The organism is Nonomuraea sp. NPDC004702 (genome assembly GCF_053601695.1).
The window spans coordinates 130937-145376 of record NZ_JBSGCE010000026.1; the positions used below are offsets into that span (position 1 = coordinate 130937).

At 73.8% G+C, this 14440-nt stretch carries 12 protein-coding genes; 3 read left to right on the plus strand and 9 right to left on the minus strand.

Annotated elements, in window-relative coordinates:
• Positions 1-11 precede the first annotated feature (11 nt).
• The 3 genes from ACWEJ6_RS29220 (at position 12) to ACWEJ6_RS29230 (ending at position 5033) form a co-directional block, all read left to right on the plus strand.
• A complete protein-coding gene (locus ACWEJ6_RS29220; RefSeq protein WP_387680329.1) occupies positions 12-2039 on the plus strand; it encodes a hydantoinase/oxoprolinase family protein in 2028 nt (675 codons plus the stop codon).
• 20 nt (positions 2040-2059) lie between these two features.
• The gene (locus ACWEJ6_RS29225) at positions 2060-3688 is read left to right on the plus strand and encodes a hydantoinase B/oxoprolinase family protein (protein ID WP_452427836.1); all 1629 of its coding nucleotides are present in this window, start codon (positions 2060-2062) and stop codon (positions 3686-3688) included.
• Between the two features lie 124 nt (positions 3689-3812).
• Positions 3813-5033: a right-handed parallel beta-helix repeat-containing protein gene (locus tag ACWEJ6_RS29230; RefSeq protein WP_387680324.1), complete on the plus strand. Its 1221-nt coding sequence runs from the start codon at positions 3813-3815 to the stop codon at positions 5031-5033.
• A 58-nt stretch (positions 5034-5091) separates the two neighbouring features.
• Here the strand turns inward: ACWEJ6_RS29230 and ACWEJ6_RS29235 are convergent, their stop codons facing one another.
• From ACWEJ6_RS29235 to ACWEJ6_RS29275, 9 genes are all read right to left on the minus strand, one after another.
• Positions 5092-6597 carry a PucR family transcriptional regulator gene (locus ACWEJ6_RS29235; RefSeq protein WP_387680322.1) on the minus strand — a complete coding sequence of 502 codons (1506 nt, stop codon included), beginning with the start codon at positions 6595-6597 and terminating at the stop codon, positions 5092-5094.
• Positions 6594-7649, minus strand: a complete 1056-nt coding sequence (locus ACWEJ6_RS29240; RefSeq protein WP_452427838.1) for a DUF917 domain-containing protein — start codon at positions 7647-7649, stop codon at positions 6594-6596. The genes ACWEJ6_RS29235 and ACWEJ6_RS29240 overlap by 4 nt, the downstream gene beginning before the upstream one ends.
• Positions 7646-8581 carry a hypothetical protein gene (locus ACWEJ6_RS29245; RefSeq protein WP_452427840.1) on the minus strand — a complete coding sequence of 312 codons (936 nt, stop codon included), beginning with the start codon at positions 8579-8581 and terminating at the stop codon, positions 7646-7648. The genes ACWEJ6_RS29240 and ACWEJ6_RS29245 overlap by 4 nt, the downstream gene beginning before the upstream one ends.
• Positions 8578-9909, minus strand: coding sequence for an MFS transporter (locus ACWEJ6_RS29250; RefSeq protein WP_452427842.1), 1332 nt, complete (start codon positions 9907-9909; stop codon positions 8578-8580). The genes ACWEJ6_RS29245 and ACWEJ6_RS29250 overlap by 4 nt, the downstream gene beginning before the upstream one ends.
• Positions 9910-10084: 175 nt before the next feature.
• The gene (locus ACWEJ6_RS29255) at positions 10085-10501 is read right to left on the minus strand and encodes a nuclear transport factor 2 family protein (RefSeq protein ID WP_358299091.1); all 417 of its coding nucleotides are present in this window, start codon (positions 10499-10501) and stop codon (positions 10085-10087) included.
• Between the two features lie 88 nt (positions 10502-10589).
• Entirely contained in the window at positions 10590-11549 is a 960-nt protein-coding gene (locus ACWEJ6_RS29260; RefSeq protein WP_452427844.1) for an alpha/beta hydrolase, read from the minus strand.
• 110 nt (positions 11550-11659) lie between these two features.
• The gene (locus ACWEJ6_RS29265) at positions 11660-12415 is read right to left on the minus strand and encodes an ATP-binding cassette domain-containing protein (RefSeq protein WP_452427846.1); all 756 of its coding nucleotides are present in this window, start codon (positions 12413-12415) and stop codon (positions 11660-11662) included.
• A complete protein-coding gene (locus ACWEJ6_RS29270; RefSeq protein WP_452427848.1) occupies positions 12412-13452 on the minus strand; it encodes an ABC transporter permease in 1041 nt (346 codons plus the stop codon). Before ACWEJ6_RS29270 ends, ACWEJ6_RS29265 begins: the two co-directional genes overlap by 4 nt.
• A 52-nt stretch (positions 13453-13504) precedes the next feature.
• Complete coding sequence (locus ACWEJ6_RS29275; RefSeq protein ID WP_452427853.1) at positions 13505-14344, minus strand: sugar ABC transporter substrate-binding protein; 840 nt, start codon at positions 14342-14344, stop codon at positions 13505-13507.
• Positions 14345-14440 lie beyond the last annotated feature (96 nt).

The window sequence follows — 14440 nt, forward strand, 5'->3', positions numbered from 1 at the left end:
CGGTGCGGCGCATGACCTATCGCGTCGCCATGGACATCGGCGGCACCTTCACCGACGTCGTCTGCTACGACGAGCGCACGGGGGCCGTCACCGCCTCGAAGGCGCCCACCACTCCGGGGGACCTGGCCGAGGGCGTGTTCGCCGCGCTCGGCCGGGTCGTGGACGACCCCGCGGCCATCTCCTTCTTCGTGCACGGCACCACGCAGGGACTGAACGCCCTGCTGGAGCGCAAGGGCGCGCGGGTGCTGCTGCTGGCGAGCCGGGGCGCCGGGGACGTCTACCGGATCGCCCGCGGCAACCGCGACCGCATGTTCGACCTGCGTTACCGCAAGCCGTCGCCGCTCGTGCCGCGCCAGGACGTCATGGAGGCCGGCGGCCGCCTCGACCACCGGGGCCGCGAGCTGGAACCCCTCGACGAGGAGGCGGTGCGGCGGGCCGCGCGGCGCGCCCGCGAGGAGGGCTTCGACGCCGTCGCCGTGTGCCTGCTGTTCTCCTTCGCCGACCCCGCGCACGAGCTGCGCGCGGGCGAGATCCTGCGGGCCGAGCTGGGCGAGGACGTGCTCGTGGTGCTCTCGCACGAGGTCGCGCGGGAGTGGCGCGAGTACGAGCGCACCTCCTCGGCGGTGCTGGAGGCCTACACCGGGCCGGTCGTGCGCAGGTATCTGGCCAGGATCGAGCGGCGCTTCGCCGAGCGCGGCCTGTCGGTGCCGGTGCACGTGATGCAGTCGTCGGGCGGGCTGGTCAACGCCTCGTACGCGATGCGGCGGCCGTTGCAGACGCTGCTGTCGGGGCCGGTCGGCGGCACGATGGGCGGCGTCGCCGCGGCCCGCATGCTGGGCCGGGAGAACGCGATCTGCGTGGACATGGGCGGCACCTCCTTCGACGTCTCGCTCGTCGTGAACGGGCGGCCCGACGTCAGCGCCGAGGCCCGCATCGAGGGCTACCCGGTGCTCATGCCCATCGTGAACCTGCACACCATCGGCGCGGGCGGCGGCTCGATCGCCTACGCCGAGGCGGGCGCGCTGCGCGTCGGCCCGGAGTCGGCCGGGGCCGTGCCGGGCCCGGCCTGCTACGGGCGGGGCGGCACCCGGCCCACCGTGACCGACGCGAACGTGGTGCTCGGCCGGGTGGACCCGGCCTGGTTCGCGGGCGGGCTGATGACGCTGGACGAGGAGGCGGCGGGCGCGGCCGTGGTCACGCTGGCGCGGGAGCTGGACCTGGACCCGCTGCGGCTGGCCGAGGGCGTGTGCGACGTGGCCAACGCCAAGATGGCCCAGGCGATCCGCACGCTGACGGTCGAGCACGGCGTGGAGCCGCGGGAGTTCGCGCTGGTCGCCTTCGGCGGCGCGGGCGCGATGCACGCCGTCTTCATCGCCCGTGAGCTGGGCATCTCCGAGGTGGTCGTGCCGCGCTTCCCGGGGGCGTTCTCGGCCTGGGGGATGCTGGAGGCGGACGTGCGGCGGGACCTGACGCACCCGTACTTCCGGCCGCAGGACACGCTCGACGGCGACGACATGGCCGGGCATCTGGCGACGTTGGAGCGGGAGGCGCTGGAGGCGCTGGCCGGGCAGGGCGTCCCGGAGGAGCGCCGCCGGGTCGAGCACGCCGTGGACATGCGCTACGAGGGCCAGGACTACACGCTCACCGTCCCGCTGCGCGACGCCGCCGAGCCGGGCGAGCCGGGCTTCCTCGCCGCGGTCGCGGCCCGCTACGCCGAGGCCCACACCAGCCGGTACGGCCACGCCACCCCCGAGGCGCCGGTCGAGTTCGTCATGCTGCGCAGCACCGGGTTCGGCTCGTTCCCGCGCGCCGCCGCCGGGGCCGCCGAGCCGCGCGAGGAGGCGTCGGCGAACGTCCGGGACGTGATCTTCGACGGGGTGGTGCACCGCACGCCCGTGTTGCGGCGGGCGGGCCTGTCCGGCTCGTTCGCCGGGCCCGCGATCGTGGTCGAGGAGACCGCGACCACGGTCATCCCGCCGGGCTGCCTGGCGGCCGTCGACGACAACGGTTTCCTCATCGTGAAGGTGGACGTCCAGTGATCGACCCAATGATTGACCCAATGATCGACGCGGTTACCACAGAGATCATCCGGTGCGCTCTGCTGCAGGCGGCCGAGGACATGAACACCACGCTGATCCGCAGCTCGTACACGCCGGTGATCTACGAGGCCAAGGACTGCGCGGTGGCGCTGCTCGACCGCGACCACAACGTGCTGGGGCAGTCGTCCGGCCTGCCGATCTTCCTGGGCAACCTGGAGGTGTGCACCCGCGAGACCGAGCGCATGTACGGCCGCGAGGTGTGGCAGGAGGGCGACGTGTGGGTGCTGAACGACTCCTACGTCGGCGGCACCCACCTCAACGACGTCACCGTCTACGGCCCGATCTTCGCCGGCGGCGAGCTGGCCGGGTTCGCCGCCTCGCGCGCCCACTGGCTGGACGTCGGCTCCAAGGACCCGGGCGGCTCGATGGACTCCACCTCGATCTTCCAGGAGGGCCTGCGGCTGGGCCCGGTGAAGGTGTACGCGGGCGGGCGGCCGTGCCGCGACCTGCACGAGGTGATCGCCCGCAACGTGCGCTTCCCGCACGCCACGCTCGGCGACATGCGGGCCCAGGTGAGCTGCGCGATGACCGGCCAGCGGCGGCTGCAGGAGATCGTCTCGCGCTGGGGCCTGGAGACGGTCATGGCCGCCCGGGACGAGATCTTCGCCCAGACCGAGCGCATGGAACGCCAGGCCATCGCCGCGATCCCCGACGGCGTGTACGAGGCGTCCGGCTTCCTCGACAACGACGGCATCGACCTGGCCACGCCGCTGCCGGTGAACGTGCGGGTCACGGTGTCGGGCGAGTCGATGCACGTGGACCTGACCGACTGCGCCGACCAGGCCCGCGGGCCGGTCAACTGCGGCGCGGCGCAGGCCGTGGCGGCGGTGCGGGTGGGGTACAAGCTGCTGGTGTCGGGGGACGTGCCGCTGAACGGCGGCTCCTTCCGCCCGCTGAGCGTCGAGACCCGGCCGGGCTCGATGCTGGCCGCGCGGTCGCCGGCCGCCTGCCAGTACTACTACTCCCACCTCGGGCTGCTCATCGACCTGGTGGTCAAGGCGCTGGCCCCGGCGCTGCCGGGCAAGGCGGCGGCGGCCTCGTACGGGGACTCGATGATCGTGCAGTTCACCGGGACGGACCCGCGTACCGGGAAGTTGTACGTCTCCCAGGAGGCCACGGTCGGCGGCTGGGGGGCGTGGGAGGGCGGCGACGGCGAGTCCTGCCTGATCAACAACGTCAACGGCTCGCTGCGGGACATGCCGATCGAGGTGCTGGAGACGCTGTTCCCGGTCCGGGTGCGCCGCTACGAGATGCGCCCGGGCACCGGCGGCGCCGGTCAGTGGCGCGGCGGCAACGGCGTGGTGCGGGAGTACGAGTTCTGCGGCGACACCTCGTTGTCGTTGTGGTTCGAACGCTCGGTCACGCCCGCGTGGGGCCTGGCCGGCGGCGCGGCGGGCGCTCCCCCGCGGGTGACGCTCAATCCGGGCACGGCGGGCGAGCGCCGGATGCTCAAGGTCAACGCCCTGCCGGTGTCGGCCGGCGACGTGCTGCGCTGCGAGTCCGGCGGAGGCGGCGGCTACGGCCCGGCCGACCGGCGCTCCCCCCTGGCGCGGGCGGCCGACCTGGCCGAGGGCATGATCACGAACTGATCCGCATTCGACCAAAAATCGCACGGATTGTTCTCCGGTCTGTGAAGATGATCGACAACGCGGGGGCACGCGAAGCCTGGGGAGGCTGTGTCCCCGTCATGACCATCTTCACGAGGGGACTCTCATGACTGCGTTACGAACGCGCCTGCTCGCGGGCTCAGCCGCGCTCGCCGCGGGCCTGGCCGGCGTCGCCGTGCTGACGCCGGCCGCGCCCGCCTCGGCCGCCAGGGTGGAGGCCGCCTGCTCCGACGCCCCCGGCGACGCCGCGGCGATCCAGGCCGCCATCGACTCCTCCAAGGACGGCGACGAGATCGTCATCAAGGGGCCGTGCCTGATCAACGCCACGATCAGCCTGGCCGACCGGCGCACCTACCGGGGCGACGCCAAGGCCGGCACGGTGCTCAAGCAGGCCGACGGCGCCAACCTGCCCGCCGTGCTGGCCTCCAAGGGCTGGCTGGAGGACACCGAGTTCAGCGGCGAGAGCGTGCGGGTCGAGCGGCTGACCATCGACGGCAACCGCGACCACAACACCGGCACGGTCGGCCTGCTGCTGCGCTCGTGGAACACCCGCGTCTACGACGTGGACATCTACGGCACGCCGTCCGACGGCATCCGCATCAGCAACCCGTCCAGGAACGGCACGACGCTGCGCAACACCATGGTCAACAGCGTCATCAGCGACGTCTACATCGAAGGCGCCGCCGAGGCCGGGATCCGCGTCGTCGACCCCGGCAACTCCGTCACCGACTGGACGCTGCAGCGCTCCTGGATCGGCTTCAGCGGCACCAGCGCCATCCAGAGCGACAACGCGGCCGGCTGGACGATGAGCGGCCTGCACCTGTACGGGACGCCGAAGAACGCCATCGACGCCCACCGCTGCTTCGGCACCTCGATCCAGGACAACTACATCGAGGACTTCGGCGCCGAGAGCACGGCGGGCCAGACGTACTACGGCATCCGCTGCGACCTGCAGGGCGACGCCGCCACCACGATCACCGGCAACCGCGTGCACAAGTTCCTGCCGCCGCCGAACGCGCTGGCCGAGCTGCGCAAGGCCCGTCAGAGCGGCGCGGCGCCGCCCGAGCGCAAGATCGCCGCGACCGGTCCGCTCCCCGACGGCGTGGACTTCGTCTACCTGGCGCTGGACGCGGTCAACTACGGCGCGGGCCACGCCGCGATCACCGGCAACACCGTCGTCGGCCACGGCACCAAGCAAGAGACCGGCATCCTGCTGGCCAAGGGCGAGGGCGAGTCGATGTCGATCGCCTCCTCGGGCAACCTCCTCGACGGCGTCGGGAAGCGGCGCAAGGTCGGCGCGGGCGTCCACCTCACCAGGGGCTACTGACCCGGCGCGGGCGTCCACCTCACCAGGGGCTACTGACCCGGCGACGCCGCCGCCCGGCTCAGCGCAGCAGCACGTGGCAGGCGAGCTGCAGCGCCAGGCGGGTGGCGGCGTCGTCCAGGTCGAAGCCGGCGGCCTTGATGCGGTCCAGGCGGGTGGTGACCGTGTTGCGGTGCACGCCCAGGCGTTCGGCGGCCTTGAGCGCGCCGCCCTCGTCCAGGACGGCGGCCAGCGTCACCAGCAGTGTGCCGTCCTTGTCGACGGCCAGCAGCGGCTGGAGCACGACGGTGGCCGGCGCGCGCAGCACCCCCGCCGGGAGCGCGCCGAGCAGCTCGGCCGGTCCCATCCGGTCGGCGCGGGCCACCGTGCCCGCGCCGGCCACGAACGCCGCCGCCTCGGCGCCGAGCAGCGACTCCCCCACCGCCTCCAGCCCCTCCACCGCCGCGCCCACCCCGGCCGCGCACGGCCAGGGCATGCCGTGCACGCAGCGCCGCAGGTGCTCGGCGAGCTCGCCGGGCGGCTCCGGCGACCACCCGGCCCAGCCCTCGCCGCGCCGCAGCACCGGCACCTGGCCCAGCGCCGCGGTGACCAGCGCCTGCACCAGCGGCCCGTCGTCGGCCAGCGCCCCCATCGGGCGGACGTGGTAGGCGGTCAGCGTGCCGCGCACCCCCCATCCCAGCGCCACGGCCTCGGCCGGCGCCCCTTCCAGCCAGATGCCGCCGTCGCCGGCCGGTTCGTGGGCCGGCCGGCCCGCCGCGAGCAGCCGCCGGGCCAGCGCCGACTGCAGCGCGAAGTCGCGCGAGGCGCGCAGGCGCTCCTGGGCCGCCCACGCCGCCAGCGGGGCCACCGCCAGGCCCAGCACGGTCCGCACCACCGCGGGCCAGCCGGGCGAGCGGGACGTGCCGGCGGCCACCAGCGTCCCGAGCGCCGGGCCCTCCTGACCGGGCACCTCGACCTCGGCCGCCCATCGGGACCCCGGCGGCCGGGCCGGCTCGTGCTCGCCCGGCGCGCGGGTGGCGCTCTGGCGGCCGGCGACGTGCAGGCCGTACCGGTCGAGGAAGGCCACCGACGTGCCGGGCAGCTCGGCGTTGAGCACCCCGAGCACCCGCCGCGCCGAGGGGCCCGCGTCGGCCAGCCGGGTCGCGCAGCGGGCGACGAGCTGGGTGCGGGCCGCCTCCGGCCTGGAGGCCGCCGAGGCCACCCGGACGGCGACGATCAGCGGGTCCTCGTCCACGAAGATCAGGGTGACGCCGAGCCGTTCGGCCAGCACCTCGCCCGACCCGGCGCTCAGGCCGCCCGACGGCGCGATCACGCAGGCCGCCGCCTGCTCCCAGGCCCGGCGCATGGCCATCTCGACCGCCCAGCCGCCGCCGGCCGCCGCGCCGATCAGCACGACCGCCGTGTGCGGCGTCACCGCGCCGAACACCGACAGGTCGTCCACGATGCGGACCTGGTGCACGGGGTTGTCGCCGCTGCCGTACATCCTGGCCCCGGCCAGCGGGCCGGCGTTGACCAGCTCCGCCACCGTGACCGGCGCCTCCCAGCCGGGCTCGCGCAGGCCGCTCACGGCGACTCCGCCCGCTGCTCGAACGGGATCCCGAACGCCCGCAGCCCGCCCAGCGCGAGCCCCGCGTCCGTGTGCCAGACCGGCGCGGCCTTGACCACCATGACCTCCACCTCCATGCCGGGCGCCGCCTTGTCGACGTCCACGACCAGGCCGTCGGCGGACGAGATCATGCAGATCTGGTCCGGCGCCATCGCCACCGGCGCCCCGTCGGCCAGGGCGAGCACGATCTCGTTGTGCGCCTCCAGCCGGACGAGCCTGCGCAGGCCGCCCGTCTCCTGCACCACGATGCTGGAGGGCAGCGAGGGCATGGCCACGTCGGCGCCGTGCCCCGTGCTGCCCTCGACGGCCAGGATGCGGCCCGCGCACAGCGTGCGCACCCCGTACGGGGCGGCCGCCGAGCGCGGCGCGCCGGGCCCCCCGGCCGCCAGCAGCAGGCTGACCGTGCCCGGCACCAGCACCCGGGCCAGGTCCCGCGCCGCCATCGGGTAGCAGGCGGCCACCGCCCACCCGCCCACCGCCAGCACGACGGGACGCAGCAGCTCCTCCACCCGGCCGCCCGCGGTCTCCAGCAGCACCAGCTCCCCCGACGCCCCGGCCAGCGCCAGCGGGGACGCGCTCAGCCCGCCCAGCGTGTACGTCGTCTGCTCCACCAGCGGGAACACCCGGCCCGTCCCGTCGCCGTCGACCAGCGGCACGCCCAGGGCCGCGGCGGCCACCAGCGGGATCAGCGCGTTCTCGGCCGCCAGGTTGAGCGCCGCCACGGCTCCGGCCCGCTCCCCCAGCCGCCGCTCCAGCGCCCGCACCGCCCGTACGGGCTCGTCGCCCGCGGGCAGCTGCTCGCCCAGCGCGGTCGTGGAGCCGACCAGGCTGACCACCATGCACAACGTCCCCGGGTCCAGCTCGTGCGCGGCGGCCAGCTCGACGCCGTCGCCGAGCACCGACTCCGCCCAGGCCAGGGTGAGACCGTAGGAGGACTCGCCCGCGCCCGTGGCGAACAGCCGCGACCCCGCCGAGAAGCGGCGCAGCTCTTCGGGACCGACGCGCCGGGTCACGGCGTCGCGCCTTCGGCCGTGACGCGCACCCGGTAGAAGCCGTCGGGCAGGTAGGACAGCGGGTTGACGGTGGTCTCGGCGATCCGGGCGAAGCCGGGCGCGGCGCCGGCGCTGACCACGCGGGTCAGCGCCTCGTCCCTGGCGTCCTGCAGCGCCCGGTCCAGCTCGGCCCGGCCGCGGGCCTGCACGATGCGCTCCACCTGGGCCTCGGGACGGGCGAGCGCCGCGCCGTAGGCCGCGGCCAGCAGGTCGTCGCCCGCGGGCTCGACCACCTCGAACGGCGCCGGGACGTCCGCCGTGGCCAGGGCGGCCCGGCCGCGGCGCAGGCTGGTCGTCCCGCCGCGGTCGCAGGCCCGCGGGAACCTGCGGAAGTAGTGCGCCGACACCAGGCCGCTGCCGGTGCGGGCGAAGAACACCGGCACCCCGGGCAGCTCCCGCGCCACCCGGTCGGCGATCCGGCCCGCCTCGGGGCCGAGCGCCGCGTTCCGGATCGCGTGCGCCTCGCGTTCCCGCAGGCCGGGGCGGCCGAACTCGTACGACAGCGTGATCCTGGCCGCGGGCACCTCGGCGGCGATGATCGCGGCCACCGCCAGCTCGTGGTCGGCCAGCATCGGCGAGCCGGTCGCCGTCACCGCGAAGTCGACCAGGCCGCAGCCGGCGGCGAACTCGCGTACCGCGCCGGTGTCCAGCGGCGCCAGCGGGCGGCCGGTCAGGCTGTGCCCGCCGCGCACGATCGTGGCCACCCCCGGGTCGGCCACCGGCCGCAGCACCGGCGGGCACGGTCCGCCGACGCGGATCGCGGCCACCGGCGCGCGGGCTGTCCCGTCGAGGTCGACCGCCACGCAGGCGCGTACGGCCTGCGACGGCGGCGCGCCGTCGCCGACGGCCACCACCGCCGGCGACGGCCCGTCCAGCGCGACGCCGAGGATCACTCCAGCTCGCGCCCTTCGGTCTCGGGCAGCGGCATGGCCAGCAGCGCCGTGGCCACCATGAACGCGTTGATCACCAGCATCGTCGCGGTGAAGCCGGTGGCGTGGGCCAGCAGCGCGCCCACGGCCGACGGCGCGACCGTGGTGGCCACGAGCTGGGAGGCCGTGGCCCAGGAGTAGCCGGTGCCGCGCAGGGCGGTCGGGTAGAACTCGCCGTTCCAGGTGTTCCACACGCCCCACGCGCCCAGGCTGAAGAACGACAGGACGAAGTTGCCCAGGTACAGGCCGGTCAGGCTGCTCGCGGTGGCGAACCACAGGCCGCCCAGCACGGCGGCGACGACGTAGAACAGGAAGACCTTCTTGCGGCCGAACCGGCCGGTCAGCAGCGACGCGCTCACGTAACCGGGGATCATCATCAGCGCGCTGAGCGCGGCGAAGCCGAGCGAGGCCGACAGCGACAGGCCCTTGGCCTGCAGCAGCGTCGGCAGCCAGGTCTGCAGCCCCCAGTAGCCCCAGTTGAAGACGAAGTTGAGCAGCAGCATGAGCACGGTGATCCGGGCCAGCCGGCCGCGGAACAGGTCCAAGGGGTGGCCGGCGCGCGCGCTCGCCGCCGTTCCGGCGATCGTGCCGGCCATCGTGAACGTGGCCTCGGCGTCGGGGCTGCCCAGGACGCGCAGCACGGCCCGCGCCTCCTCCTGCCGCCCGCGGGCGGCCAGCCAGTACGGCGACTCGGGCACCCACGCCCTGATCGCGAACGCCCACAGCCCGGCCGCCGCGCTGGCGATGACCACGACGTGCCAGCCGAGCCCGCCGAGCGTCACCGAGGCGGCGATGGCCGCCAGCATGCCGATGGGCCAGCCGATCGACAGGTAGACCGCGGCCCGGCCCCGGTGCCTGGTCGGCAGCAGTTCCAGGAAGAGCGGGAAGGTGATCGTGTAGACCCCGGCCAGCGCGAGCCCGGAGCAGACGCGCAGCGCGACCAGGGTCGCCATGTTCGGCGCGAACGCCGAGGCGAGCGCGATCACGCCGTAGGCCAGCAGCGACCAGAACGCGGTCGGCCGGCGCCCGACGCGGTCGGCGAGCGGTCCCCAGACCAGCACGCCGGGGATCATGCCGAACGCCACCGCCGACAGCACGACGCCGATCCCGGCCTCGTCGATGCCGAACGCCGGCCCGAGGTCGCCGGAGACGTAGACCAGGGCGAGCTGCTCCCAGGACTCGATGACGAAGGCGATGAACAGGGCGAGCGCGATGAGCACGTGCCGGCGGGAGAACGGCATCCGGTCGAACGCCGCCCCGATGGGGAGCGTCGGTGCGTCGGTGGCGGTCATGCAAGCTCCTCGGAGGGGGGCGCGAAGTATTGCCGCACCATAGGGCCGTCCCCCTTCCTCCTCGGTGTGCGCGACGCCCGGCCGGGGCGGGCCCGGCTGTGCGGGGCGCACTGCCGGGTCACTGCCGGGGTTCCTGCCGGGCCCCCGCGTGGCGCGCCCGCGCGCGGTCAGGTCGTCAGGGCGTGTCCGCGCGCGCGTCGTCCGTGTGTGGCCTGGTGCACGAGCTGAGCGTGTTCTCGTGCACGTGGACGATCTTCCACTCGCCGTCCACCAGGCGCAGCACGCTGGTCGTCCGGACGAGTTCGGGGTCGCCGTGCTCGAAGTCCACCTGCAGCAGGTACCGGGCCAGGGCGGTGTCGCCCCACACGTCCACGATCTCGTCGATGGCCCGGACGGAGGTCTCCGCCGGGCCGTCCGACGGCCGCGCGTCGCGCACTCTTTCGAGCTGCCGCCTGCTGGTGATCAGGCCGGGCTCGGCGGAGTCCCAGATCGTGGCCTCCGGGTGGAGGAGCCGGTCGATGCCCTGCCTGTCGCCTCGCGCGTAGGCGTCGTACATGCCGGTAATAACGGCCCAGACAGCGTCGCGTGCCACGCTTCCGTACTCCTTTGTCTTGGTGGAGAAATATGGTTCTTTCTCACCGTATGGGCAGCGTGGAACGCAGGCGTCTTTACGTTGTAGATCAGGCGTTCAGCCACTCGCGCAGCTTGGCGACCGCCAGGCTCATGGCGGCCTTGTTGGCGTTGGTGTCGCGCAGCAGGTCCACCATGGCGAAGTCGTGCACCATCCCCGCCAGCTCGACCGCCGTGACGTCGTTGCCCGCCTCCCGCAGCCGGGCCGCGTACGCCTCGCCCTCGTCCCGCAGGACGTCGGCCTGGCCGTTCAGCACCAGGGCCGGCGGCAGGCCGCGCAGCTCCTGGTCGCTCGCGCGCAGCGGCGAGGCGTGGCTCTCCGCGCGCTGCGCCGGATCTGTCGTGTACTGGTCCCAGAACCACTTCATGCCGTCCCGGTTGAGGTAGTAGCCCGTGGCGAACTGCTTGTAGGACTCGGTGTCGAAGTTCGCGTCCGTGACGGGGTAGAACAGCACCTGGCCGAGCAGCCGCACGTCACCGCGTTCCTTGGCCATGAGCGTGAGCACGATCGACATGTTGCCGCCCACCGAGTCCCCGGCCACGGCCATGCGGGAGGGGTCCAGGCCCTTCTCCGCGCCGTGCTCGGCCACCCACTGGGCGGCGGCGTAGTTCTGCTCGATCTGCGTGGGGTACTTCGCCTCGGGCGCGCGGTCGTACTCGGGGAAGACGACGGCGGCGCCGGTCCGCACGGCCAGCTCCCGCACGAGCCGGTCGTGCGTGTGCGCCGAGCCGAACACCCAGCCCGCGCCGTGGATGTAGAAGATGACCGGCAGCGTGCCCGTGGCGCCCTTGGGCTTGACGATGCGCACCGGCACGATGCCCGTCGGGCCGCCCTGGACCTGGATCCACTCCTCGTCGATCTCCGGCTTGGGCACGCCCGGGTCGGACTGCAGCTTCTCCAGGACCTCGCGGCCCTGCTCGGGCGGCAGCTCGTAGATGAAGGGCCGCTTGGCGTTGGCGTCGGCGAACTCCTGCGCCGCCTTCTCCAGCACGATCTGCTTGCTGATCATCGTCGTCACGGTGGCCGTCCCCGGGGTCGTCAGTCGTCGTCCACCCGGTTCCTGCCTTGGCCTACCTCGATCCGATCGCCCGGTTCCGTCAAATTCCGATCAAGCGGTGCTCATTCGCGCCGGAGCTCGTGGTCCAGCTCCGCCAGCTCCGCGCCGCCGGCCATCAGCGCGGTCAGCTCGTCCTTGCCGAGGTCGGACTTGGCGTACTCGCCCATGCTGGTCCCGCGGTTGAGCAGCAGGAACCGGTCGCCGACCGGGTAGGCGTGGTGCGGGTTGTGGGTGATGAACACCACGCCGAGCCCCCGGTCGCGGGCGCGGGCGATGTAGCGCAGCACCACGCCCGCCTGCTTGACGCCCAGCGCCGAGGTGGGCTCGTCCAGGATGAGGACCCGCGCGCCGAAGTGCACGGCCCTGGCGATGGCGACCGACTGCCGCTCGCCGCCCGACAGCGTGCCCACCGGCTGGTCGACGTCCCGGATGTCGATGCCCATGGCGCGCAGCTCCTCCGCCGCCACCCGGCGGGCCCTGGCCACGTCGAAGGCGAGCCCCTTGCGGGGTTCGGAGCCGAGGAAGAAGTTCCGCCAGACCGACATGAGCGGGATCATCGCCAGGTCCTGGTAGACGGTGGCGATGCCGCGGTCGAGCGCCTCGCGCGGGCCGGCGAAGCGCACCTCGGCGCCGTCCACCAGGTACGTCCCCGTGTCGTGCTGGTGCACCCCGGCCAGGATCTTGATGAGCGTGGACTTGCCGGCCCCGTTGTCGCCGAGCACGCAGGTGACCGAGCCCGCCTCCACGCCCATCGACACCCCGCGCAGGGCCAGCACCGAGCCGAACGTCTTGCCGATGTCGCGGGTCTGCAGGATCAATGCCGCACCTCCTCGGCGTAGCGCCGGACCATCCGGTTGGCCAGCGTGGCGAGCAGCAGCATGGCTCCGAGGAAGAACTTGAACCAGTCGGCGTCCCAGCCCAGGAACACGATGCCCTTGTCGGCCATGCCGAAGATCACCGCGCCGATGGAGGCGCCGACGGCGGAGCCGTACCCGCCGGTCAGCAGGCAGCCGCCGATGACGGCCGCGATGATGTAGACGAACTCCTGTCCGATGCCGATGTTGGCCTGGACGGAGGTGTAGCGCAGCGCCAGGATCGAGCCGACCAGCCAGGCGGCCACCGCCGTGGTCATGAACAGCGCGATCTTCGTCCGGGCCGCCGGCACCCCGACCGCCCGCGCGGCCCGCTCGTCGCCGCCCACGGCGAAGATCCAGTTGCCCGGCCGGGAGCGCATGAGCACCCACGTGGCCAGCGCGGTGATCGCGATCCACCACAGGATCGCCACCCGGAACGACGTGCCGCCGATCTGGATCGTGCCCGCGAGCAGCGCGCTGGCGCCGTCGAACCCGGCCGCCCGGCGCAGCCCGCCCACCTGCACGGTCCCGGTGACGGCCTTGGTGACGCCGAGGTTGACGCCCTGCAGCATGAGGAACGTGCCCAGCGTGACGATGAAGCTGGGCAGCTTCGTCCGGGTCACCACCAGCCCGTTGGCGAACCCCACGGCGAGCGCCACGACCAGCCCGGCCAGCATCGCCGGCCACACGCCGAACCCGTAGCGGGTGGCCAGCGTGACCAGGATCAGCCCGCTGGTGCCGGTCAGCACGCCCGCCGACAGGTCGAACTCGCCGCCGATCATGAGCAGCGCCACCGCGACCGCCATGATCCCGAGCGTGGCGGCCGGGTCGAGCCAGTTGGCGATCCCGGCCGGCGAGCGGAACACCTCCGACTGCGCGGCGAAGAACGCGAACACCACGACCAGCCCCACCACGGCGCCGAGCTCGGGCCGGACGATCAGGCGGCGGGCCAGGCCGACGCGGGCGACCCGCTCGTCGGCCCGCGCGGGAGCGGCCGTCATCGGCGGCCCTCCCCGTGCCCGGCCGCGTCCCCGGCCGCGTCCCGGCGGCCGCTCATCGGGTGCCCGCCTCGGCCAGCTTGGCCACCTGCTCGGCGTTGTCCTTGGTGACGAACCCGGGCCCGGTGTTGACCGGCAGCCCGCCGCCGACGGTGTTGAGGTTGTCCTTGTACAGCTTCAGGAACGTGATCGGCAGGTAGCCCTGCAGGTACTGCTGCTGGTCGACGGCGAACAGGATCTCGCCGTCCTTGATCGCGGCGACCACGTCGCCCGACAGGTCGAAGGTGGCGAGTTTCGCCTGCGAGCCCGAGTCCCTGATCGCGTCCCTGGCCGCCACGGCGACCGCCGGGTTGAGCGCGAGCACGCCGTTGACCTGCTTGTCCGACTGCAGCTTGGCGGTGACCTTGGAGGTGACGTCGGCCAGGTTGGCGACGTCCACCTGCAGGCGCTCGACCGTGCCGCCCAGGGTCTGCTCGGCGCCCTTGCAGCGCTGGTCGAGGCCGACGTTGCCGGCCTCGTGCACGACGCACAGCAGCTTGGTGACGCCCGCGGCCTTGAGCTGCTCGCCGGCGCCGCGCCCGGCCACGTCCTCGGACTGGCCGACGTGGGTGAGGGCGCCGAACGCCTTGGAGGAGTCGGCCCCGGAGTTGATGGTGACGACCGGGATCTTCGCCGCGACGGCCTTGCCGACGGCCTCCTTGAGCGCGTCGGGGTTGGCCATCGAGACGACGAGGCCGTCCACCTTCTCCGCGACGGCCTGGTCGATGAGCTGCGACTGCTTGGCGGGGTCGCCGTCGCCCTGGTAGGTGACCTTGACGCCGTACTGCTTGCCGGCGGCCTCGGCGCCGTTCTTGACCACGTCCCAGAAGGCGTCCCCGGCGCCGCCGTGGGTGATGGATGGCCGCGTTGACCAGCCCCTGGGCCAGGTGCGCCAGCACCTCGGACTCGCGCGGGCTGAGCCGGCTCAGCGGGTCGGCGTGGCTGGTGCGGG